The organism is Streptomyces sp. NPDC039424 (genome assembly GCF_055639495.1).
The window spans coordinates 44,923-63,638 of record NZ_JBVKAI010000002.1; the positions used below are offsets into that span (position 1 = coordinate 44,923).

Here is an 18,716-nt window from a genome sequence, read left to right on the forward strand (position 1 = left end):
CCGGCCCCGAGCCGTACGGATCTCGTACGGACTCGGGGCCGGGCCCTTTCGTCTCCCCTTCGCCTCTCCGACGACGGTCCGTCGGGGCCTACTCCTCGTCCTCGTCGTCGAGCCGGGCGAGCCAGGTCGCCAGCCGCTCCACGGGAACCTCGAAGTCCGGGTTGAGATCCACGAACGTCCGCAGCTGCTCGGCCAGCCACTCGAAGGTGACCTCCTCCTCGCCGCGCCGCTTCTCCAACTCCTCGATACCGCGGTCGGTGAAGTACATGGGGCCTCTCCTGCGATGTGTGCCGTGTCCGGGCCGTCGCCCGGTCCTCTGGGCACAGCCTATGCGGGACGGAGGACGACACCTGAACGAGTGTCTTGACTTCTCGGGTACACGATATATCGTGATTCTCGGAAGACGCGATATGGCGTGTCGCATCCTGCCCGAGGAGGGCTCCACCATGTCCGAGTGGTCCGTCGCCGAGCCCACCAAGCTCACCTTCGACACCCCCGTGACCGACCTGCACGTCCGCATCGTCAACGGAACAGTGAACGTCGTGGGCACGGACGAGGGTTCCGCGCGTCTCGAAGTCACGGACATCGAGGGTCCGCCCCTCGTGGTCACCCAACAGGGCGGAATACTCTCCGTGGCCTACGAGGACCTGCCCTGGAAGGGCTTCCTCAAGTGGCTGGACCGCAAGGGCTGGCGGCGCAGCGCGGTCGTCTCCCTCGCCGTCCCGGCGGACACCCGCGTGGAGGTGGGCGTGATCGGCGCCGCCGCCGTCGTCTCCGGGATGCGCGGCCCCTCGCTGGTCAAGGGAGTCACCGGCGACACCACGCTCGTCGCCCTCTCCGGCCCGGTGCGCGCGGAGACGGTGTCCGGCAACCTCGAAGCCCAGGCCGTCACCGGCGACCTGCGGTACAACTCCGTCTCCGGGGACCTGACCGTGGTCGAGGCCTCGGGCTCCTCCGTGCGGGCGGACTCGGTCAGCGGCTCCATGATCATCGACCTGGACCCGGACGGCCCCACGGACGTCAGGCTGACCAGCGTCTCCGGCGAGATCGCCATCCGGCTCCCGCACCCGGCCGACGCCGACGTCGAGGCGAACACCGCGAGCGGAGTCATCTCCAACGCCTTCGACGGTCTTCGGGTGCACGGCCAGTGGGGCGCCCACAAGATCACCGGCCGCCTCGGCGCGGGCAACGGCAAACTCAGGGCCACGACGGTCTCCGGCTCGATCGCCCTGCTGCGCCGCCCGCCCAGGGAGGACGAGGACGCGGAGGCGCCGTGGGACACCGCGGCCACGACCGGCCAGGCACAGACACAGGCACAGGCACAGGCACCCACCGACGAACACGCGTCCACCGACCCGGCGCCCGGACCGCGGCACGGTTCGGGGGACAATTCCGCTTCCGGCCCGGGCGACGATGCCGGCAGCGCCCCGGCCGACGGTACGACCGACAAGAAGGTGCTCTGACATGCCTCCCGTCTTCGCCCACGGCCGCCTCCGCCTCTACCTGCTCAAGCTGCTCGACGAGGCCCCGCGCCACGGCTACGAGGTGATCCGCCTCCTCGAGGAACGCTTCCAGGGGCTGTACGCACCGTCGGCGGGCACCGTCTACCCCCGGCTGGCCAAGCTGGAGGCCGAGGGCCTGGTCACCCACACCACCGAGGGCGGCCGGAAGGTGTACGCCATCACGGACGCCGGCCGCGCCGAACTGGCCGACCGCAGCGGTGAACTGGCCGACCTGGAGCTGGAGATCCGCGAGTCGGTCGCCGAACTCGCCGCCGAGATCAGGGCCGATGTGCGCGGCGCGGCGGGCGACCTGCGGCGCGAGATGCGGGCCGCCGCCTCCGAGGCCCGGCGCGGCGGCCCGGAGGGCACCGGGGACCACGGCCCCTTCGGGGAGTACGGCGACCTGGGCGACAAGGAGGCCTGGCGCATCGCCAAGGAGGAGATGCGCCGGGTCAAGCAGGAGTGGAAGGAGCAGGCCCGCCGCGCCAAGGACGAGAGCCGCCGGGCCCGCGAGGAGGCCCAGCGGGCCCGCCGCCAGGCCCAGGAGGCCCAGGCACGGGCGCGGGCCCAGGCCCAGGAGGAGATGCAGCGCATCGCCCGGCGGGTCCAGGAGCACGTCCAGGACCACTTCACGCGAGGTGACTGGCCCACGGGGGTCCGGGAGGGCATTTCCGAACTCGCCAAGGAGTTCGGCGAGTTCGGGAAGGACTTCGGCTTCGGGCGCCCCGAATCAGCGTCCGGGGCAGGGGCTGGGGCGGGGACCGGGACCGCCAAGTCGGCACCCTCGCCCACGGCCGCCCCGGAGTACTCCGACACCCCGGAGGACTTCCCCGCCGACTACGAACCGGCCTGGGCCCACGAGGACCCCACCGGCGACCCGGCCCGCGACCTGGACCGCCTCCTCGACCGCTTCCGGGACGACATCAGGGACGCGGCACGCGACCACGGCGTCAGCGCCGACCAGCTCCGCGGCGCCCGCCGCCATCTGTCGACGGCGGCGGCGCACATCGGCGCGATACTGCGCGGGCCGAAGGTCTGAGCAGACCCGGGGGGTCAGCCGCTGGTGAGGACGATCTTGCCGAACTGGTCGCCCGACTCCAGCCGTTCGAAGCCCTCGCGGGCGCGGTCCAGGGGGAGCACCTCGTCGATGACGGGGCGGACACCGGTGGCGGCGCAGAAGGAGAGCAGGTCCTCCAGCTCGTCCTTGGTGCCCATCGTGGAGCCGACGACCTTCAGTTCCAGGAAGAAGATCCGGGTCAGCTCGGCGTGCGAGGGGCGGTCGCCACTGGTGGCGCCCGAGATCACCAGCGTGCCGCCGGGCCGCAGGGACTTCACCGAGTGGGACCAGGTGGCGGCGCCGACGGTCTCGATCACGGCGTCCACCCGCTGCGGCAGCCGGGCCCCCGACTCCAGGGCCTCGACCGCACCGAGCTCCAGGGCCCGCTTCCGCTTGGCCTCGTCCCGGCTGGTGGCGAAGACCCGCAGCCCGGCCGCCTTGCCGAGCACGATCGCGGCGGTGGCCACCCCGCCGCCGGCACCCTGGACGAGGACCGAGTCCCCCGGCCGTACCCCCGCGTTGGTGAAGAGCATCCGGTACGCCGTCAGCCAGGCGGTGGGCAGGCAGGCGGCCTCCTCGAAGGAGAGCTCCTTGGGCTTGGGCAGGATGTTCCAGGTGGGCACGGCGACCTGCTCGGCGAAGGTGCCCTGGTAGCGCTCGGTGAGGATGGAGCGGGGCTCCTTCGGGCCGACGCCGTGGCCGGTCTGCCCGATGACGGAGTGCAGGACGACCTCGTTGCCGTCCTCGTCGACTCCGGCGGCGTCACAGCCGAGGATCATCGGCAGCTTGTCCTCCGCGAGGCCGACGCCGCGCAGGGACCAGAGGTCGTGGTGGTTGAGGGAGGCGGCCCTGACGTTGACGGTGCTCCAGCCGGGACGGGCCTCGGGGGCCGGGCGCTCCCCCAACTCAAGGCCGGTGAGCGGCTGGTCGCGGTCGATTCGGGCGGCGTAGACAGCGAACATGGGCTTGACGATAGGTTCCCGGCCCGGTCGGCGGAACTATCGGGCCCTGTGACACATGCCCTCTTGCACAACGGCGGCCACCTCCCAAGTCACCTGAACAGGCGGCCGGGCGGGTAAAAAAATGGCCCCGCCCGAACGGGCGGGGCCATTCGGGAGTCACCGCCGGGCAACGCCCTCGGCCCGCGCCGCGGCCGCGACCGCCGCGGTCACCGCCGGAGCGACCCGCTCGTCGAACGGCGACGGAATCACATAATCGGCAGCGAGGTCGTCCCCGACGACCGCGGCCAGCGCCTCCGCCGCCGCGATCTTCATCCCCTCCGTGATCCGGGAGGCCCGCACCTGCAGCGCCCCGGCGAAGATCCCGGGGAACGCGAGCACGTTGTTGATCTGGTTGGGGAAGTCCGACCGCCCGGTCGCCACCACGGCCGCGTACTTGTGCGCGACGTCGGGGTGCACCTCGGGGTTCGGGTTGGCCATCGCGAACACGAAGGCGCCCTCGGCCATGGAGGCCACCGCCGCCTCCGGGACCGTACCGCCGGAGACGCCGATGAAGACGTCGGCGCCGGCCAGCGCGTCCTCCAGGGAGCCGGTGATGCCCGCCTTGTTGGTGAACCCGGCCAGCTCGCGCTTGACGGACGTCAGGTCCTCCCGGTCGGCGGAGACGACGCCCTTGCGGTCGGCGACCGCCACGTCCCCGATCCCGGCCTCGACCAGCATCTTGGCGATGGCGACACCGGCCGCGCCGGCACCCGAGATGACGGCCCGCAGGTCACCGATCGACCGCCCGCTCAGCCGCGCCGCGTTGCGCAGCGCCGCCAGCGTCACGACGGCCGTACCGTGCTGGTCGTCGTGGAAGACCGGGATGTCCAGCCGCTCCTGGAGCTGCCGCTCGATCTCGAAGCACCGCGGTGCCGAGATGTCCTCCAGGTTGACTCCGCCGAAGGAGGGAGCGAGCCGGACCACGGTCTCGACGATCTCGTCGACGCCCGTGCAGTCGAGCGCGATCGGCACCGCGTCCACGCCGCCGAACTGCTTGAACAGGATCGCCTTCCCCTCCATCACCGGAAGGGAGGCCTGGGGACCGATGTCCCCGAGCCCGAGCACGGCCGTACCGTCCGTCACGACGGCGACCACCGACGACTTCCACGTGTAGTCGTCGACCAGCTCCGGACGTTCCGCGATCGCGGTGCACACGCGCGCCACACCGGGCGTGTACGCGAGGGAAAGGTCGTCCTTGTCACGGACCGGCACGGTGGCCTGCACGGCCATCTTGCCGCCGCGGTGCAGCGCGAACACCGGATCGAAGGAATCGAGGGGCTCGCCCCCGCCGTCCTGGTCCGTATTGCTGTCGCTGCGAGGATTGACGATCTCCGCTGCCACTTTGTTTTACCCCTTAAGTATTCAATGGTTGAGGGTTGACCACTCCTGGTGAGGGGTGGGCGGGACCGTGCACGGCCCGATTCAGTGATACGTACGGGCGTACACGACGGGCGCGCCGCACACGCGCCCTGAGCCCCGGATGAGGGGTGTAAAGAACCTTCTTACCGGACGGACGGCACAGTCGACGAGTCCATTAGGTGCAAGGTCACATCTCTGCCCTCGCGGGGACCTCGTCGCGGACTCGACACCCGACCACATGATGAGATGGGTCGAAGATTTTCCGGCCAAGTGGCTTGATTCCCGCAGATAGAGGCCTTGGGATGCCGAGGATGTGTCGACCTGATGCGGTTCGGGGGTCACCCGTTATCCGATTTTGACATAGCGAGTCACCTGAACGGCGTAGTCCGAATGGCAAGATGCGGTAAACCCACGAGGTCGCGACACCCGATGGTGTGTGTTCTCGTCGACCCATCGGCATCTCCATCCATCCGCCGGAGGAACCCACGATGACCGCAAGCTCCACCCGCCGTACGACCGCCACGCACTCCCGCCTGGCCGCGGTCGGTGCGATCGCGGTCGCGGGCGCCCTGCTGCTCACCGGCTGCGGTGACCAGACGAAGGACAAGAACAAGGACTCCGGCAGCACCTCCACCAGCTCCGCCCCGCTCGCCGACAAGCTCCCCCAGGACATCCGGAGCAAGGGTGTCATCAAGGTCGGTTCGGACATCGCGTACGCCCCGGTGGAGTTCAAGGACTCCTCCGGCAAGGTCGTAGGCCTCGACCCGGACCTCGCGGCGGCCATGGGCAAGCAGCTCGGGGTGACGTTCCAGTTCGACAACGGCACCTTCGACGCCCTGCTCACCGGTCTGCGCTCGGGCCGCTACAACATCGCGATGTCGGCCATGACGGACAACAAGAACCGTCAGGAGGGCGTCGACCCGGACACCGGCAAGAAGGTCGGCGAGGGCGTCGACTTCGTCGACTACCTGACCGCCGGTGTCTCGATCTACACGCGCAAGGGCGACACCGAGGGCATCACGTCCTGGTCCGACCTGTGCGGCAAGAAGCTCGCCGTCGAGCGCGGCACCGTCTCGGAGGACCTGGCGAAGTCCGAGGCGAAGAAGTGCCCGAGCGGCAAGAAGCTGACCATCGAGCCCTTCGACGACGACCAGCAGTCGCAGACCCGTCTGCGCTCGGGCGGCGCGGACGCGGCCTCCTCCGACTTCCCGGTCGCCGCGTACGCGGTGAAGACCTCCGGCGGCGGCAAGGACTTCGAGATAGTCGGCGACCAGGTCGAGGCGGCCCCGTACGGCATCGCGGTGTCCAAGAGCGACACCCAGCTGCGGGACGCGCTGCAGGCCGCCATGAACGCCGTCATCAAGAGCGGCGAGTACCAGAAGATCCTCGAGAAGTGGGGCGCCGCGGACGGCGCCGTCAAGGAGTCCGTCGTCAACGGCGGCAAGTGACCGCACGTCCCCGGCGGGCACTGAAAGGCAACACCCGTGACTGACATCGAGAAGACGGCGGGGCCGAAGGACACTCCCCCGGCCGGCGCGGAGGCCATCAAGGCCATTCCGGTCCGGCACTACGGGAGATACGTCTCTGCCGTCATCGCGATCGCGCTCTTCGTCGCGATCATCTACGCGTTCGCCCAGGGCAAGATCAACTGGCACGCCATCCCGGACTACTTCTTCGACGACCGGATCTTGACCGGTGTCGGCAAGACCCTCCTGCTGACGGTCCTGTCGATGGTGATCGGCATCGTCGGCGGCATCCTGCTCGCCGTCATGCGCCTGTCCCGGAACCCGGTGACCTCGTCGATCGCGTGGTTCTACATCTGGTTCTTCCGTGGCACCCCGGTGCTGGTCCAGTTGTTCCTCTGGTTCAACCTGGGCCTGGTCTTCGAGTACATCAACCTCGGTCCGATCTACAAGAACTACTGGTCGGACTTCATGACGCCGCTGCTGACGGCGCTGCTCGGCCTGGGTCTGAACGAGGCCGCGTACATGGCGGAGATCTGCCGCGCCGGTCTGCTCGCCGTCGACGAGGGCCAGACCGAGGCCGCGCACGCGCTCGGCATGAGCCACGGCAGGACGCTGCGGCGGATCATCATCCCGCAGGCGATGCGAGTGATCGTGCCGCCGACGGGCAACGAAGTGATCAACATGCTGAAGACCACCTCGCTGGTGGCGGCCGTGCAGTATCCCGAGCTCTTCCGCTACGCCCAGGACATCGGCCAGGTCTCCGGCGCCCCGGTGGAGATGTACTTCCTCGCCGCCGCCTGGTACCTGATCATGACCTCGGTCCTCAGCGTCGGCCAGTACTACATCGAGCGGTACTACGCCCGCGGCTCCAGCCGCGCCCTGCCGCCCACCCCGTTGCAGAAGATCCGCGCCAACATGCTCTCCCTGGGCCGGCCGAAGGGAGGCACGGCATGACCGACAAGCTGAGCAAGACGGACTCGGTCCCGAAGCACACATCCGTCCCGATGGTGAAGGCCGAGGGCGTCCACAAGTCCTTCGGCCAGGTCGAGGTGCTCAAGGGCATCGATCTGGAGGTGAAGCCGGGCGAGGTGTTCTGCCTCATCGGCCCCTCCGGTTCCGGCAAGTCGACCTTCCTGCGGTGCATCAACCACCTGGAGAAGATCAACGCCGGCCGGCTGTACGTCGACGGCGAACTGGTCGGCTACCGCCAGCAGGGCGCCAAGCTCTACGAGCTGCGCGACCGCGAGGTCGCCATGAAGCGCCGGGACATCGGCATGGTCTTCCAGCGCTTCAACCTGTTCCCGCACATGACGGCCGTGGAGAACGTCATCGAGGCGCCGATCCAGGTCAGGGGCGCGAAGAAGGCCGACGCGCACCACCGCGCGATGAACCTGCTGGAGCGCGTGGGCCTGGCCGACCGGGCCGGGCACTACCCCTCGCAGCTCTCCGGCGGTCAGCAGCAGCGCGTGGCTATCGCCCGGGCCCTGGCCATGGACCCGAAGCTGATGCTCTTCGACGAGCCGACCTCGGCCCTCGACCCGGAGCTGGTCGGCGACGTCCTCGACGTCATGCGCGACCTCGCCGAGTCCGGTATGACGATGGTCGTCGTCACCCACGAGATGGGCTTCGCCCGCGAGGTCGGCGACAGCCTGGTCTTCATGGACGACGGCGTGGTGGTCGAGTCCGGCCACCCGCGCGACGTCCTGACCAACCCGCAGCACGAGCGGACGCAGTCGTTCCTGTCCAAGGTGCTGTGACGCTTCGCCGAGAGAGGGGCGGTACGGGTTTCCGTACCGCCCTTCGGCATGCCGGGGGGATCGTTCAGCGCCGTCGCGGCAGCCGCCCCCAGATGGTCACTTCAACGCCAGCAGCAGCGTGTCCGACGGCGACGCCCACACGGCCCGCGCCTCCCCGAAGCCCTTCTCCCGCAGCACGCGCGCGTGCCACGCGGCACCCGGCATGTCGCCGTCGGCGTGCTCACCGTAGATCTCGTACCGTCGGGCCGTCGGCCCGGCCAGGACCGGGTCCTGGGCCGCCAGCTGCCACCACTCGGACCAGTCCAGGGCGCCCGCGTCCTTGGCCTGATCCATGCGGGCGTGACGCTGGGCGCGCTCGGCCGCGTTGATCCGGGGCGTCGTGTCGTCGATCATGTGGTCCGCGTTCATGAAGACACCGCCGTCGCGGACGAGTTCCGCGACCTGACCGTAGAGGACCACGAGGGGTTCGCTGTGCAGCCAGTGCAGGGCAGTGGCGGTCAGGACGGCGTCGTACGAGTCGTACGGCAGCCTCGTCGGCCACCGCGGGTCCTTGAGGTCGGCGGTGACGAGGATGACGCGCTCGTCGCCCGCGAAGGTGCCCTCGGCGATGGCGAGCAGCGCGGGGTCGAGGTCGACGCCGACGCTGGTGGCGCCGGGGAACCGGGCGAGCAGCCGGGCGGTGATGCTGCCGGTGCCGCAGGCGAGGTCGAGGACGCGCGGGGCGGTGCCGACGAGTGCCTCGACCATGTCCAGCATGATCCGGAAGCGTTCCTCGCGGTCCGGCATGTACCACTCCTGCTGGCGGTCCCAGCTCTCCTGCCAGGCCTGCCAGTCGGTTCCGGTACCGGTGGTCATGGGAGCCCCCTCTTCAGCCGCCACGTAATACCCTGAATACACGCTCAGCCGTTACTCGACCGCGTCCACGACCATAGAGCGCCCCCGTAAGGACTACAAGTGGAACTGGCCTATTACTCGGATTACGCCGTACGCCTCGTCAACAGCGAGGAACCGGTCCGGGGCAAGGACACCCTGACCTCGGTCGAGGCCGTCCGCGACCTGTTCGGCGCCAACTCCTCGGCGGCCCGCCGCGCCACCGACGCCGATGTCACGCGCTTCCGCTCGGTCCGGGCCCGGCTGCGCGCGGTCTTCGAGGCGGCCGACACCGGCGACGAGACCCTCGCGGTGGACCTGCTGAACTCCCTGCTGCTGGAGTTCCCGGTGAGCCCGCAGATCTCCGGACACGACTTCCGCGACGAGGACGGCCGCCCGCTGTGGCACATGCACCTGGCCGACCACCCGTCGAACGCCACCGCGGGCTACGCGGCGATCGCCGCGATGGGCCTGGCGTTCCACCTGACCGAGTACGGCGTCGACCGCCTCGGCCTGTGCGAGGCGGCCCCCTGCCGCAACGCCTACCTCGACACGTCCACCAACCGCTCCCGGCGCTACTGCTCGGACCGCTGCGCGACCCGCGCCAACGTGGCCGCCTACCGCGCCCGCAAGCGCCTGGAGGCCGACCGGTCGGTCAAGACGGGCCTCGCGGCCGACAGCGCCCAGCGCACCAGCGCCAGCGGCGAGCGCTGACCGGCCCTGAGCGGCCTGTACCGCAACCGGACCCGGCCGAGAATCAGATCCTCCGGCACGGGCCCGTAGTCGGTGCTGTCCCCTCCCGCGTACGCGTTGTCCCCGAGCACCCACCAGCCGCCCTCGCGCAGCTCCACCGCGCGCTTGACGACGAGCAGGTCCTGCTGGAAGGGATGACGCAGGACGACCACGTCACCCGGCCTGATCCGGGCCCCGTACTGCACCACGAGCTGATCCCCGTGGTAGAGCGTGGGCACCATGGACGGCCCGGTCACCTCCGCCAGCCCGAAGGGCGGGACGGCCCTCCCCCGTTCGGTCTCCTGCGACAGCTCCGGCATCCCCGGCACCTCCCCGGTCCGTTCCTCCACCAGTCTCAGTCTGACCCCGGACTTTTGTCCTAAGCCCTAGGGGGCACTCGCGAAAACCCGTCTCGCAGGGAGTAATGTCCCACCTGAGAAGACGATCACGAGGAAGGAATGCTCCATGCTTTCCCGCCTGTTTGCCCCCAAGGTCAAGGTCAGCGCGCACTGCGACCTGCCCTGCGGTGTGTACGACCCGGCCCAGGCCCGCATCGAGGCGGAGTCGGTGAAGGCCGTCCAGGAAAAGATGGCCGCCAACGACGACCCGCACTTCCAGGCGCGTGCCACCGTCATCAAGGAGCAGCGCGCGGAGCTCGCCAAGCACCACGTCTCCGTGCTCTGGAGCGACTACTTCAAGCCCCCGCACTTCGAGAAGTACCCGGAGCTGCACCAGCTGGTCAACGACACCCTGAAGGCCCTCTCGGCCGCCAAGGCGTCCACCGACCCGGCGACGGGCCAGAAGGCCCTGGACTACATCGCCCAGATCGACAAGATCTTCTGGGAGACCAAGAAGGCCTGATCTTCGATCATGCCCTCTGACCTGCGATTATGTTGGTTGCAGCGTCTCCCTTTTTCCGCACCCGGGCCGCAGGCCGCCGAGTATGGCGTCCATGACGGTCCGGGTGCGGTCTTTTTCCCGGCCGTACGCGCGCCCGGCCGCCATGTGTGACATGACATGCCGCGTTCAGCGAAATAAGCACCCCGGGTCGGTCTGCCGCGTCACCCTGGAAGGAGTGATCGCGGTCGTGTCGGAAGACACCGATGCAGGGGCGCGGCTATGGCGCAGGGCGAGCGGCGTACGGACAACGGCCTCACGGACCGTTCTGAAGGCTTCGGTGAGCGGCTGCTGGGGGTGCTGCTGGACCGGGCACACGAGATGCCGCCACAGCTGATCGGCCCGCTGATCGCGGAAGAGGTCGCCAGGGTCGGTGGCCGGGACGTCTCGATCCTGCTGCAGGACTACGGCCAGCTGGTGCTGGTGCCGCTGCCGGGCCGGCGGCTGGTGGTCGGCGAGGCCGAGCCGATCGGTGACTCTCCCGCCGGCACGGCCTTCCTGCAGGCGACCACTGTCGAGGTGCCGAAGGCCGACGGCGTCCGGATGTACCTGCCGTTGCTGGACGGCAGCGACCAGGTGGGAGTGATGGTCCTCACCCTGGACCACGTCGATGACGACGACCGGCGGCTCCTGCGCAGGCTGGCCGGCCTGGTCGCCGACATGCTCGTCACCAAGCACAGCTACACCGACCAGTTCTTCCTCGCCCGGCGCCGCGAACCGATGAGCGTGGCCGCGGAGATCCAGTGGTCCCTGCTGCCGCCGCTGGCGATGTCCGTCCCGCAGGCAGCGGTCGCCGGAATCCTGGAGCCCGCCTACGGCGTCGCGGGCGACAGCTTCGACTACGCCCTCAACGAGGACATCCTGCACGTGGCCATGGTCGACGCGATGGGCCACGGCCTGGACGCCGCCACGATGGCGACCGTCGCCGTCGGGGCCTACCGGCACGCCAGACGCGCCGACATCGGCCTGTCCGAGATCTACACGTTCATGGACCGGGCCATCGCCGAGCAGTTCGGGCCCGAGCACTTCGTCACCGCGCAGATGATGCGTCTGAACATCACAACGGGCCACCTGCAGTGGGTCAACGCGGGCCACCCCGCGCCACTGCTGATCCGCGACCACCGGGTCCTCCGGCAACTGGCGGGCCCGACCACCCTGCCGGTCGGCTTCGGCGGCGAACAACCCCGGATCAGCGAGCAGATGCTCCGCCGCGGTGACCGGGTGCTGTGCTTCACCGACGGCCTGATCGAGGAACACGAAGCCGGTGAAGAGCAGTTCGGCGAGGAACAACTCATCCACTGGGTCAACCGCATCGAAGACACGGAGAAGGGGGTACGAGCGGTGGTGCGCTCGCTCTCCCACGCCCTGAAGCAACAACGGGGCGGCCGCACCAGCGACGACGCGACCCTCCTCCTGATCGAATGGCGCGGGGGCGCCGCCGACCACCTCACCCTCGTGGACTGAGCCGACGGCTGCCTCGACTCAGGCGTCGTGCCCGCCTTCGGATTCCCAGACCGCCTCGCGGACCGAGTCCGAGTCGGCCGCTTCCTCCGCCGCGATCCGGAAACGTTCGGCCTCATGGATCAGACCGCTCGCCGTGAGGGTCCGCGTCGGGTCGGTGGCCGTGGCCATCAGCCGGACCGCGGTGGCCGGCTCTGCCTCCGGTGGGATCACCAGCAGGTCCCAGCGGCCGACGGTGTAGGAGAGCAGCAACAGCTTGTGCGGGTCCTGCTCGGCCTCGAACCAGCCGACGTGGACCACGTGCCCGTGGACCGGCACCTTTCGCGGGATGACCGGCCAGAACGTGGGGTTCACCGTAACTCGGGTGATCCGTCCCCACAGCGGGTCGAGCACGTCGATGAGCGCCGGAAGCTCCGCCGTCAGGTCGCGGGAGCGGGGCCACCAGGCACCGTTGATCAGTGCCGGGGCTGTGCCGTCAGGTGCCAGCACGAGTCGGAGCGGCAACGCAGCAGGGATACGGTCTTCGACCGCGGGCGTCGACAGAATGGTGGCGGTCATGACGCGAACCCAACCCCGGGCCGGTCGTGACCCGGCCCGGTTGCCGTGAATCGCCGGGAACGACGCCGGCGTGGAAGCCGGTGTACGAAATGCTCTCGGTAATCACCAGGGTACTCCTCGCCGATTCCCGACGGGCCGACGCGGCGTCAGCGCGGGCGTCGTATCGGTGGGTGTGACGCGTCGGCGTCACACCCACCGCCCCCAGTCGGGCCGAAGTCGATGTCATCCGCGACCGCTGTCGTGGTGAGGCGGGTCGGCGGGCCCGTCCGCCGTCGGCCGGCGGTGCCTCCGGGGGCGGCGGCCGATCCCCGGCAGGGCATCGCTGTAGTGGAAGGCCGCGATCCGTTCATTGTGCTGAGCGTTGAGCCGGTGGATCAGAGCGATTCCGACGGCGATCACGAGTAGCAACACAGCCACGGCGAGGAGGGTCATGGCGCTCTCACATCCCTTGGAGAACCCCCGGGTCTTCACCCTACTCCGCCGCCGAGCTCGAAAATGTGCGTATGACCAGCTATTTCCCGGCTCGGGGGCGACTGGGTGCACTATCCGGCCGCAAGTGCCGACCTCGAAGTAGGGTACGGGTGTGGAGGTAAGTGAGATGACGCTCGTGGACCGTGTACGCGGCGCCGGAGGCGACGCGATGTGCCCCCATCGCGTGGCCATGGAGCACGTGACCAGCCGCTGGGGCACCCTGGTCCTGATCGCGCTGCTGGACCGCTCCTACCGCTTCGGCGAACTGCGCCGGGAGATCGGCAAGGTCAGCGAGAAGATGCTGACCCAGACGCTGCAGACGCTGGAGCGTGACGGTCTGGTCCACCGCGACGCCAAGCCCGTGATCCCGCCCCGCGTCGACTACTCGCTCACGGACCTCGGCCGCGAGGCCGCCGAACAGGTCCGCGCCCTCGCGCACTGGACGGAGCAGCGGATGGCGGCGATCGAGAAGGCGCGCGAGGAGTACGACGCGGCGAGGGCGTGACCCGCGCGTCGGGGAACACGGCACGGCCGGGGCTCAGTGGAACTGAGGCACGATCAGGTAGATCCCGTACGCCACCACCGCCGCGCACGCGACGAAGCACAGGCCCGCCTGGGCGAGGCCCATGGCCGAGCTGCCTCCCCCGGGGTGTTCGCGGGTGCCTTCGGCGCGGGCGAGGCCGAGGACGCCGAGGGCGAAGACGGCCACCACGGCGACCGTGACGCCGATGCTGACCGCGGTGACCTCGCCGAGGGCGGACCAGTCCAGACGCATGATGAACCCTTCTGATCTCCGCGGCTCAGGCGGCCGTGCCGACGTTCGTCGGAGCCGGGGTGCGGATGGTGACCTCGTGGTGGTCGTTGACGTTGTGCGCGCTCACCGGGTTGCGGCGCGAGGCGGCGACGATGGCCGTGGCGAGGGCGACGGCGACCAGGGCGATCACCACGGTGCCGGTGTTGCCGCCGTGCTTGACCACGCTCGCCGCGAGGCCGCCGACCAGGGCCGCCGCGGGCAGCGTGATCAGCCAGGCGACCACCATCCGGCCCGCGACACCCCAGCGGACCTCCGCCAGGCGCCGGCCGACGCCCGCGCCGAGGATGCTGCCCGAGGCGACCTGGGTGGTGGACAGGGCGAAGCCGAGGTGGGCGGAGGTCAGGATGACGGTCGTGGAGGCCGTCTCGGCGGCGAAGCCCTGCGGTGACTGGATCTCGGTGAGGCCCTTGCCCATCGTGCGGATGATCCGCCAGCCGCCGAGATAGGTGCCGAGGCCAATGGCCAGCCCGGCCGAGGCGATCACCCAGGCCGGCGGTCCCGCGTCGTGCCCCAGCGCACCCGCCGAGATCAGCGTCAGCGTGATGACGCCCATGGTCTTCTGCGCGTCGTTGGTGCCGTGCGCGAGCGAGACCAGCGAGGCGGAGGCGATCTGGCCGAGGCGGAAGCCCTTGGTGACCGAGTCCTTCCGGGTCCGGGCGGTGAGTTTGTAGGCGAGGTAGGTGGCTGTCAGCGCCGCCACGCCCGCCACCACCGGTGAGGCCACGGCCGGGATCAGCACCTTCTCGACCACCTTGTCGAAGTGCACGCCGTGCGAGCCCGCACCGGCCCAGACGGCCCCGATCAGTCCGCCGAACAGCGCGTGCGAGGAGCTCGACGGCAGCCCCGCCAGCCAGGTCAGCAGGTTCCACAGGATCGCCCCGACCAGCCCCGCGAAGATCATCCCCGGGGTGACGAGGGTGTCGTCCACGATCCCGCCGGAGATCGTCTTGGCGACCTCCGTGGACAGGAAGGCGCCGGCCACGTTGAGGACACCGCTCACCAGCACCGCGGTTCTCGGCTTCAGCGCGCCGGTGGCGATGGACGTGGCCATCGCGTTCGCCGTGTCGTGGAATCCGTTGGTGAAGTCGAAGGCCAACGCCGTGACGATGACGACCGCCACGAGGAACGTGATGTGGTCCATTCCCCGAGGAAAGCAAGCGCGGGTCAACACCCGGCGAACCGGAGGCGAAGGGTCCGTCGAGGTACGGCGCCCGCACTCGCGCCGTGCGTGCCATGCTGGCGAGGTGAGTCTCGAAGACCTGGTACGCCTGCGCCGGACCCGCGACCGTATGGACCGCGAGTACGCCGAGCCCCTGGACATGGCCGAACTCGCGCGCACCGCGCTGATGTCCCCCGGCCACTTCCAGCGCAGCTTCCGCAGGGCCTTCGGGGAGACGCCGTACAGCTACCTCATGACCCGCCGTGTCGAGCGGGCCAAGGCGCTGCTGCGCCGCGGCGACCTCAGTGTCACGGAGGTGTGCCTCGCCGTCGGCTGCACCTCCCTCGGCTCCTTCAGCTCCCGTTTCACCGAACTGGTCGGCGAGACGCCGAGCTCCTACCGGGCGCGCTCGCACGAGGAGGGCGCGGTGATCCCGTCCTGCGTGGCCCGCACCTTCACCCGGCCGCGGCGCCGCCCCTACTGACGGGGCGTCGCGCCGCGCCGCCCGTCCCGGCCGCCCTACACTGGCTCTTCTCAACAACGTTGCCAATCAAGGTCATTGAGGAAGTCGGGGGAGCCGTGGCAACCGCACTCATCTCCGTCCTGAGCGAGGACCCGGTCAAGGACGCCGAGTCGCTGACCGACTGGCTCAGAGGCGAGCCGGCACTCGCCGGCAGGGTCCGGCTGACCGGGGGCGCCCCCGAGCCGGGGCAACTGGGCACCGCGCTGGACACGGTGACCGTACTGCTCGGAGCGGGCGGCCCGCTCACCGTGCTCGCGTCCTGTCTGCGCACCTGGCTCGCCCAGCCGCGCCGCGGCGACATCCGCCTGAAGGTCCGGCTGGACGACGGCCGCGAGGTCGAGATCGACGCCAAGCGGGTCGACACCGAGGACGTGGAGCGGCTCCTGCGGCAGGCCCGCGAGGAGGGGCCGGACCAGGGCGTACGGGACTGACGTGCGCCTCCCCGACCCCCACCGCTCCCGGGTCGTGCTGATCGGCGCCAGTCGGTACTCCGACCCGGCCCTGCCCGACCTCCCGGCCGTTGACCGGACCATCACCGACCTGGCCGGACTCTTCACCGACCGGTACTACGGGCTGGTCCCCGACAGCCACTGCACGATGCTGCTCGACGAGGGCGACCTCAGGGCCGTCGGCGGGCGGCTGCGGGCCGCCGTGGCCGAGGCGGAGGACCTGCTCCTGGTGTACTACGCGGGGCACGGGCTGGTCAGCGGCCGGCGCCACGAGCTGTACCTGGCGCTGCCGGACAGCGAGTGGGCGGCGCCCGAGTTCAACTCCCTGGAGTACGACAAGCTGCGCGACGCCGTGCTGGACAGCCCCGCCGAGACCAAGGTGGTGGTCCTCGACTGCTGCTTCTCCGGCCGCGCCGTCTCCGACTCGCTCTCCGGCGGCGAGGCCGAGCGGATCGGGCAGCTGGAGGTGGCCGGCACCTATGTGCTGACCTCGGCACAGCGCGACCAGGTCGCCCTCGCCCTGCGCGACGAGGACCACACCGCGTTCTCCGGCCGGTTCATGCGGCTGCTGCGGGAGGGCGTGGTCGGCGGGCCCGAGCTGCTCACCATCGAAGACCTCTACCGGCGACTGCGCGCGATCATGGAGGCCGAGGGCCTGCCCACCCCGCTCAACCGGGGCGCCGGGACCGCCCACCGGATCGCCCTGGGCATCAACCGAGCCTTCGCCGCGACCGCCGGACCGGAGCTGCGCAGACGGCACGTCGCCGCCGTCGAACAGGGCAAGGCCGGGGACTGGAAGGGCGCGGCCGAGGAACTGCAGAAGATCCTCGACGAACAGACCCGGATCCTCGGGCCCGAGGACGCCGAGACCCTGCGCACCCGCCAGTCCTACGCGCACAGCCTGGGCGGCGCCGGCACCCCCGTGGAGGCCGCCGGTCTGCTCCGGCAGCTCCTCGCCGACCAGGTACGGCTCCTCGGCCCCGACCACGAGGACACCCTGCGCACCCGGCAGTTCCTCGCCGTCAACCTCGGCGAGGCGGGGCACCGCGAGGAGGCCGTCGGCATGCTCCGCGTCCTCCTCGCCGACCGGGGCCGCGTCCTGGGTGCCGAGCACCCGCACACCCTGCGCACCCGGCACATCCTGGCCCGCAACCTCGCCCTGACCGGCGGGCGGGACGAGGCGGTGGCGTTGCTGCGGCAGCTGGTGGTGGAGCGGGAGCGGGTGCTGGGGGCGGAGCATCCGCACACGCGCAGGGCGCGGGCGGATCTGGCGGGGTGCGAAGAGGCGGGGGCGGGCTGATGGAGCGGTTCAGCGAGCAGACGCGGCGGGTCACCACCGAGGGGGCCGAGGAGGCGCGGCTGCTCAACCACCACTACATCGGTACGGAACACCTCCTGCTGGGTCTGGTCGCCGTGGCGCGCGAGGAGACCGAACGGCTGCTCGGCGTCCCGGCCGCACAGATCCGCGGGGCGGTGCTCGGCGCCCGCGGTATGGGCGTCGGTGCGCCGTCACCGGGTCCCCTCCCCTTGAGCTCGCGGGCCAGTGAGGTCATCCGGCAAGCCTGCGTCGAGGCCGATCGACTCGGCTCCGCGGCCGTGGAGCCGGTGCACGTCCTCCTCGCCCTGATCGCCGTGGGCGGCGGCACGGCCGTGGAGGTCCTGGTCGCGAACGGGGTGGAACTCGACCGGGTGCGGGGATCGGTCAGCGGGGAGCCGAAGGCCGTCCGTCCCGCGTCCGACGAGGCGCCCGGCCTCCTCCACGCCGTCACCCGTGCGCTCGTTCCGCGCCCCGTCGTCGGCCGGACCGCGGAGATCGACCGGGTGATCCAGGTACTCACCCGCCACCAGCGCAACGTGCCCCTGCTCACGGGGGAGCCCGGCGTCGGCAAGAAGGCCGTGGCCGTCGGTGTCGCCTCGGCGATCGCGGAGGGACGCCTCCCGACGGCCCTTCGGGACCACACCGTCCGCGCGCTGGACCTCGGCGCCATCCTCGCCGACCCGCAGCACCGGGCCCGGGGCAGCGCCCTCATCACCGATCTGCTGGAGGAGTTCAGGAACAGTCCGCACATCGTCCTCCACCTCGACCACGCCCTGACCCCCCTGCACCTGCCCGACGGCGTCACCACACCCTTCGGCCTGTTCCGGCCTCTGCTCGGCCTTCCCGGCCTCTTCGTCCTGGGCGACTGCGGGCGTGCGCAGTACGAGCGGCGGGAGCCGGATCCGGGCATCGACCGGCTCATCCAGCCGGTGTTCATCGAGGAGCCGTCCGAGGACGACGTACGGAACATCCTCCGCACCGTCGGCAAGCGCCTGGAAAACCACCACAACGTGCTGCTCTTCGCCAACGCCCTGGAGGTCGCCGCCGCCCTCGCGCGGGACCACGTCCCCGACCAGTCCCTGCCCGGTTCGGCGATCGGTCTGCTGGACGAGGCCGCGGCGCTGGTGCGGATACGGGCCGCGCGCTCGGACACGCCACCGGACGTGATCCCGACCGTGAAGGAGCGCGACGTCCGCGCGGCCCTCGCCGCCAGCTCCGGCATCCAGTCCCCCACGCCTCGTCCCGCCCCCGCCCCCGCCGAACACGACCCCTACGTCTGGTCCATGAGCTGAGGCGGCGCTTCCGGCACCCCCGAACTAGCG

The 18,716-nt window shown here is 70.4% G+C and carries 22 protein-coding genes; 13 read left to right on the forward strand and 9 right to left on the reverse strand.

The features are described from left to right. Positions 1–88: 88 nt before the first annotated feature. Positions 89–268 carry a DUF6104 family protein gene (locus tag ACZ7L0_RS04980; protein WP_023586593.1) on the reverse strand — a complete coding sequence of 60 codons (180 nt, stop codon included), beginning with the start codon at positions 266–268 and terminating at the stop codon, positions 89–91. 178 nt (positions 269–446) lie between these two features. On the opposite strand from ACZ7L0_RS04980, the gene ACZ7L0_RS04985 reads away from it, so the two are divergent. Both ACZ7L0_RS04985 and ACZ7L0_RS04990 read left to right on the forward strand, forming a co-directional pair. Beyond that, positions 447–1,463: a DUF4097 family beta strand repeat-containing protein gene (locus ACZ7L0_RS04985; RefSeq protein ID WP_471241017.1), complete on the forward strand. Its 1,017-nt coding sequence runs from the start codon at positions 447–449 to the stop codon at positions 1,461–1,463. Between the two features lies 1 nt (position 1,464). Continuing rightward, positions 1,465–2,541, forward strand: a complete 1,077-nt coding sequence (locus ACZ7L0_RS04990; RefSeq protein WP_471241018.1) for a PadR family transcriptional regulator — start codon at positions 1,465–1,467, stop codon at positions 2,539–2,541. 14 nt (positions 2,542–2,555) lie between these two features. Here the strand turns inward: ACZ7L0_RS04990 and ACZ7L0_RS04995 are convergent, their stop codons facing one another. Then, positions 2,556–3,521 carry a zinc-binding dehydrogenase gene (locus ACZ7L0_RS04995; RefSeq protein WP_471241019.1) on the reverse strand — a complete coding sequence of 322 codons (966 nt, stop codon included), beginning with the start codon at positions 3,519–3,521 and terminating at the stop codon, positions 2,556–2,558. Positions 3,522–3,677: 156 nt separating this feature from the next. Beyond that, positions 3,678–4,901 (reverse strand): NAD(P)-dependent malic enzyme, encoded by a 1,224-nt coding sequence (locus ACZ7L0_RS05000; protein WP_471241020.1) that lies wholly within the window; start codon positions 4,899–4,901, stop codon positions 3,678–3,680. A 506-nt stretch (positions 4,902–5,407) separates the two neighbouring features. On the opposite strand from ACZ7L0_RS05000, the gene ACZ7L0_RS05005 reads away from it, so the two are divergent. The 3 genes from ACZ7L0_RS05005 to ACZ7L0_RS05015 are packed head-to-tail and all read left to right on the forward strand — an operon-like array spanning position 5,408 to position 8,142. Beyond that, a complete protein-coding gene (locus ACZ7L0_RS05005) occupies positions 5,408–6,367 on the forward strand; it encodes an ABC transporter substrate-binding protein (protein WP_471241021.1) in 960 nt (319 codons plus the stop codon). A gap of 36 nt (positions 6,368–6,403) precedes the next feature. Beyond that, a complete protein-coding gene (locus ACZ7L0_RS05010; RefSeq protein ID WP_471241022.1) occupies positions 6,404–7,339 on the forward strand; it encodes an amino acid ABC transporter permease in 936 nt (311 codons plus the stop codon). A 50-nt stretch (positions 7,340–7,389) separates the two neighbouring features. Then, positions 7,390–8,142, forward strand: coding sequence for an amino acid ABC transporter ATP-binding protein (locus ACZ7L0_RS05015; protein ID WP_471241587.1), 753 nt, complete (start codon positions 7,390–7,392; stop codon positions 8,140–8,142). A gap of 96 nt (positions 8,143–8,238) precedes the next feature. Here the strand turns inward: ACZ7L0_RS05015 and ACZ7L0_RS05020 are convergent, their stop codons facing one another. Further along, entirely contained in the window at positions 8,239–8,997 is a 759-nt protein-coding gene (locus ACZ7L0_RS05020) for a class I SAM-dependent methyltransferase (protein ID WP_471241023.1), read from the reverse strand. Positions 8,998–9,096: 99 nt separating this feature from the next. On the opposite strand from ACZ7L0_RS05020, the gene ACZ7L0_RS05025 reads away from it, so the two are divergent. Beyond that, positions 9,097–9,726, forward strand: coding sequence for a CGNR zinc finger domain-containing protein (locus ACZ7L0_RS05025; protein WP_471241024.1), 630 nt, complete (start codon positions 9,097–9,099; stop codon positions 9,724–9,726). Here the strand turns inward: ACZ7L0_RS05025 and sodX are convergent. Then, complete coding sequence (gene sodX, locus ACZ7L0_RS05030; RefSeq protein WP_471241588.1) at positions 9,630–10,064, reverse strand: nickel-type superoxide dismutase maturation protease; 435 nt, start codon at positions 10,062–10,064, stop codon at positions 9,630–9,632. The two genes, ACZ7L0_RS05025 and sodX, sit on opposite strands and share 97 nt — an antisense overlap. 145 nt (positions 10,065–10,209) lie before the next feature. On the opposite strand from sodX, the gene sodN reads away from it, so the two are divergent. Continuing rightward, on the forward strand, positions 10,210–10,605 hold the full coding sequence (gene sodN / locus ACZ7L0_RS05035) for a superoxide dismutase, Ni (protein ID WP_020136639.1): 396 nt from the start codon (positions 10,210–10,212) through the stop codon (positions 10,603–10,605). A 258-nt stretch (positions 10,606–10,863) separates the two neighbouring features. After that, a complete protein-coding gene (locus ACZ7L0_RS05040; RefSeq protein WP_471241025.1) occupies positions 10,864–12,105 on the forward strand; it encodes a PP2C family protein-serine/threonine phosphatase in 1,242 nt (413 codons plus the stop codon). Between the two features lie 18 nt (positions 12,106–12,123). Here the strand turns inward: ACZ7L0_RS05040 and ACZ7L0_RS05045 are convergent, their stop codons facing one another. Next, the gene (locus ACZ7L0_RS05045; RefSeq protein WP_471241026.1) at positions 12,124–12,660 is read right to left on the reverse strand and encodes a DUF5994 family protein; all 537 of its coding nucleotides are present in this window, start codon (positions 12,658–12,660) and stop codon (positions 12,124–12,126) included. Between the two features lie 222 nt (positions 12,661–12,882). Next, on the reverse strand, positions 12,883–13,092 hold the full coding sequence (locus tag ACZ7L0_RS05050; RefSeq protein WP_471241027.1) for a hypothetical protein: 210 nt from the start codon (positions 13,090–13,092) through the stop codon (positions 12,883–12,885). 166 nt (positions 13,093–13,258) lie between these two features. Here ACZ7L0_RS05050 and ACZ7L0_RS05055 point away from each other — a divergent pair, with 166 nt between their 5' ends. After that, on the forward strand, positions 13,259–13,636 hold the full coding sequence (locus ACZ7L0_RS05055) for a winged helix-turn-helix transcriptional regulator (protein WP_471241028.1): 378 nt from the start codon (positions 13,259–13,261) through the stop codon (positions 13,634–13,636). Positions 13,637–13,669: 33 nt separating this feature from the next. Here the strand turns inward: ACZ7L0_RS05055 and ACZ7L0_RS05060 are convergent, their stop codons facing one another. Together ACZ7L0_RS05060 and ACZ7L0_RS05065 are read right to left on the reverse strand one after the other, a co-directional pair. Beyond that, a complete protein-coding gene (locus ACZ7L0_RS05060) occupies positions 13,670–13,906 on the reverse strand; it encodes a hypothetical protein (protein WP_471241029.1) in 237 nt (78 codons plus the stop codon). Between the two features lie 25 nt (positions 13,907–13,931). Continuing rightward, entirely contained in the window at positions 13,932–15,086 is a 1,155-nt protein-coding gene (locus ACZ7L0_RS05065; protein WP_471241030.1) for an inorganic phosphate transporter, read from the reverse strand. A gap of 103 nt (positions 15,087–15,189) precedes the next feature. On the opposite strand from ACZ7L0_RS05065, the gene ACZ7L0_RS05070 reads away from it, so the two are divergent. The 4 genes from ACZ7L0_RS05070 to ACZ7L0_RS05085 all read left to right on the forward strand — a co-directional run bounded on the left by ACZ7L0_RS05070 (position 15,190) and on the right by ACZ7L0_RS05085 (position 18,686). Continuing rightward, positions 15,190–15,588 carry a helix-turn-helix domain-containing protein gene (locus tag ACZ7L0_RS05070; RefSeq protein ID WP_471241031.1) on the forward strand — a complete coding sequence of 133 codons (399 nt, stop codon included), beginning with the start codon at positions 15,190–15,192 and terminating at the stop codon, positions 15,586–15,588. 95 nt (positions 15,589–15,683) lie between these two features. Further along, a complete protein-coding gene (locus tag ACZ7L0_RS05075; protein WP_471241032.1) occupies positions 15,684–16,058 on the forward strand; it encodes an effector-associated constant component EACC1 in 375 nt (124 codons plus the stop codon). A gap of 1 nt (position 16,059) precedes the next feature. After that, positions 16,060–17,376 carry a caspase family protein gene (locus tag ACZ7L0_RS05080; protein ID WP_471241033.1) on the forward strand — a complete coding sequence of 439 codons (1,317 nt, stop codon included), beginning with the start codon at positions 16,060–16,062 and terminating at the stop codon, positions 17,374–17,376. Continuing rightward, entirely contained in the window at positions 17,376–18,686 is a 1,311-nt protein-coding gene (locus ACZ7L0_RS05085; protein ID WP_471241034.1) for a Clp protease N-terminal domain-containing protein, read from the forward strand. Before ACZ7L0_RS05080 ends, ACZ7L0_RS05085 begins: the two co-directional genes overlap by 1 nt. Positions 18,687–18,716: the final 30 nt, after the last annotated feature.

Excerpts from the sequence above, each read along its gene's own strand:
- ACZ7L0_RS04980 (WP_023586593.1), bottom strand. The coding sequence starts at position 268 with ATGTACTTCACCGACCGCGGTATCGAGGAGTTGGAGAAGCGGCGCGGC.
- ACZ7L0_RS04985 (WP_471241017.1), top strand. The coding sequence starts at position 447 with ATGTCCGAGTGGTCCGTCGCCGAGCCCACCAAGCTCACCTTCGACACC.
- ACZ7L0_RS04990 (WP_471241018.1), top strand. The coding sequence starts at position 1,465 with ATGCCTCCCGTCTTCGCCCACGGCCGCCTCCGCCTCTACCTGCTCAAG.
- ACZ7L0_RS04995 (WP_471241019.1), bottom strand. The coding sequence starts at position 3,521 with ATGTTCGCTGTCTACGCCGCCCGAATCGACCGCGACCAGCCGCTCACC.
- ACZ7L0_RS05005 (WP_471241021.1), top strand. The coding sequence starts at position 5,408 with ATGACCGCAAGCTCCACCCGCCGTACGACCGCCACGCACTCCCGCCTG.
- ACZ7L0_RS05015 (WP_471241587.1), top strand. The coding sequence starts at position 7,390 with ATGGTGAAGGCCGAGGGCGTCCACAAGTCCTTCGGCCAGGTCGAGGTG.
- ACZ7L0_RS05020 (WP_471241023.1), bottom strand. The coding sequence starts at position 8,997 with ATGACCACCGGTACCGGAACCGACTGGCAGGCCTGGCAGGAGAGCTGG.
- sodX (WP_471241588.1), bottom strand. The coding sequence starts at position 10,064 with ATGCCGGAGCTGTCGCAGGAGACCGAACGGGGGAGGGCCGTCCCGCCC.
- sodN (WP_020136639.1), top strand. The coding sequence starts at position 10,210 with ATGCTTTCCCGCCTGTTTGCCCCCAAGGTCAAGGTCAGCGCGCACTGC.
- ACZ7L0_RS05040 (WP_471241025.1), top strand. The coding sequence starts at position 10,864 with ATGGCGCAGGGCGAGCGGCGTACGGACAACGGCCTCACGGACCGTTCT.
- ACZ7L0_RS05045 (WP_471241026.1), bottom strand. The coding sequence starts at position 12,660 with ATGACCGCCACCATTCTGTCGACGCCCGCGGTCGAAGACCGTATCCCT.
- ACZ7L0_RS05050 (WP_471241027.1), bottom strand. The coding sequence starts at position 13,092 with ATGACCCTCCTCGCCGTGGCTGTGTTGCTACTCGTGATCGCCGTCGGA.
- ACZ7L0_RS05055 (WP_471241028.1), top strand. The coding sequence starts at position 13,259 with ATGACGCTCGTGGACCGTGTACGCGGCGCCGGAGGCGACGCGATGTGC.
- ACZ7L0_RS05060 (WP_471241029.1), bottom strand. The coding sequence starts at position 13,906 with ATGCGTCTGGACTGGTCCGCCCTCGGCGAGGTCACCGCGGTCAGCATC.
- ACZ7L0_RS05065 (WP_471241030.1), bottom strand. The coding sequence starts at position 15,086 with ATGGACCACATCACGTTCCTCGTGGCGGTCGTCATCGTCACGGCGTTG.
- ACZ7L0_RS05085 (WP_471241034.1), top strand. The coding sequence starts at position 17,376 with ATGGAGCGGTTCAGCGAGCAGACGCGGCGGGTCACCACCGAGGGGGCC.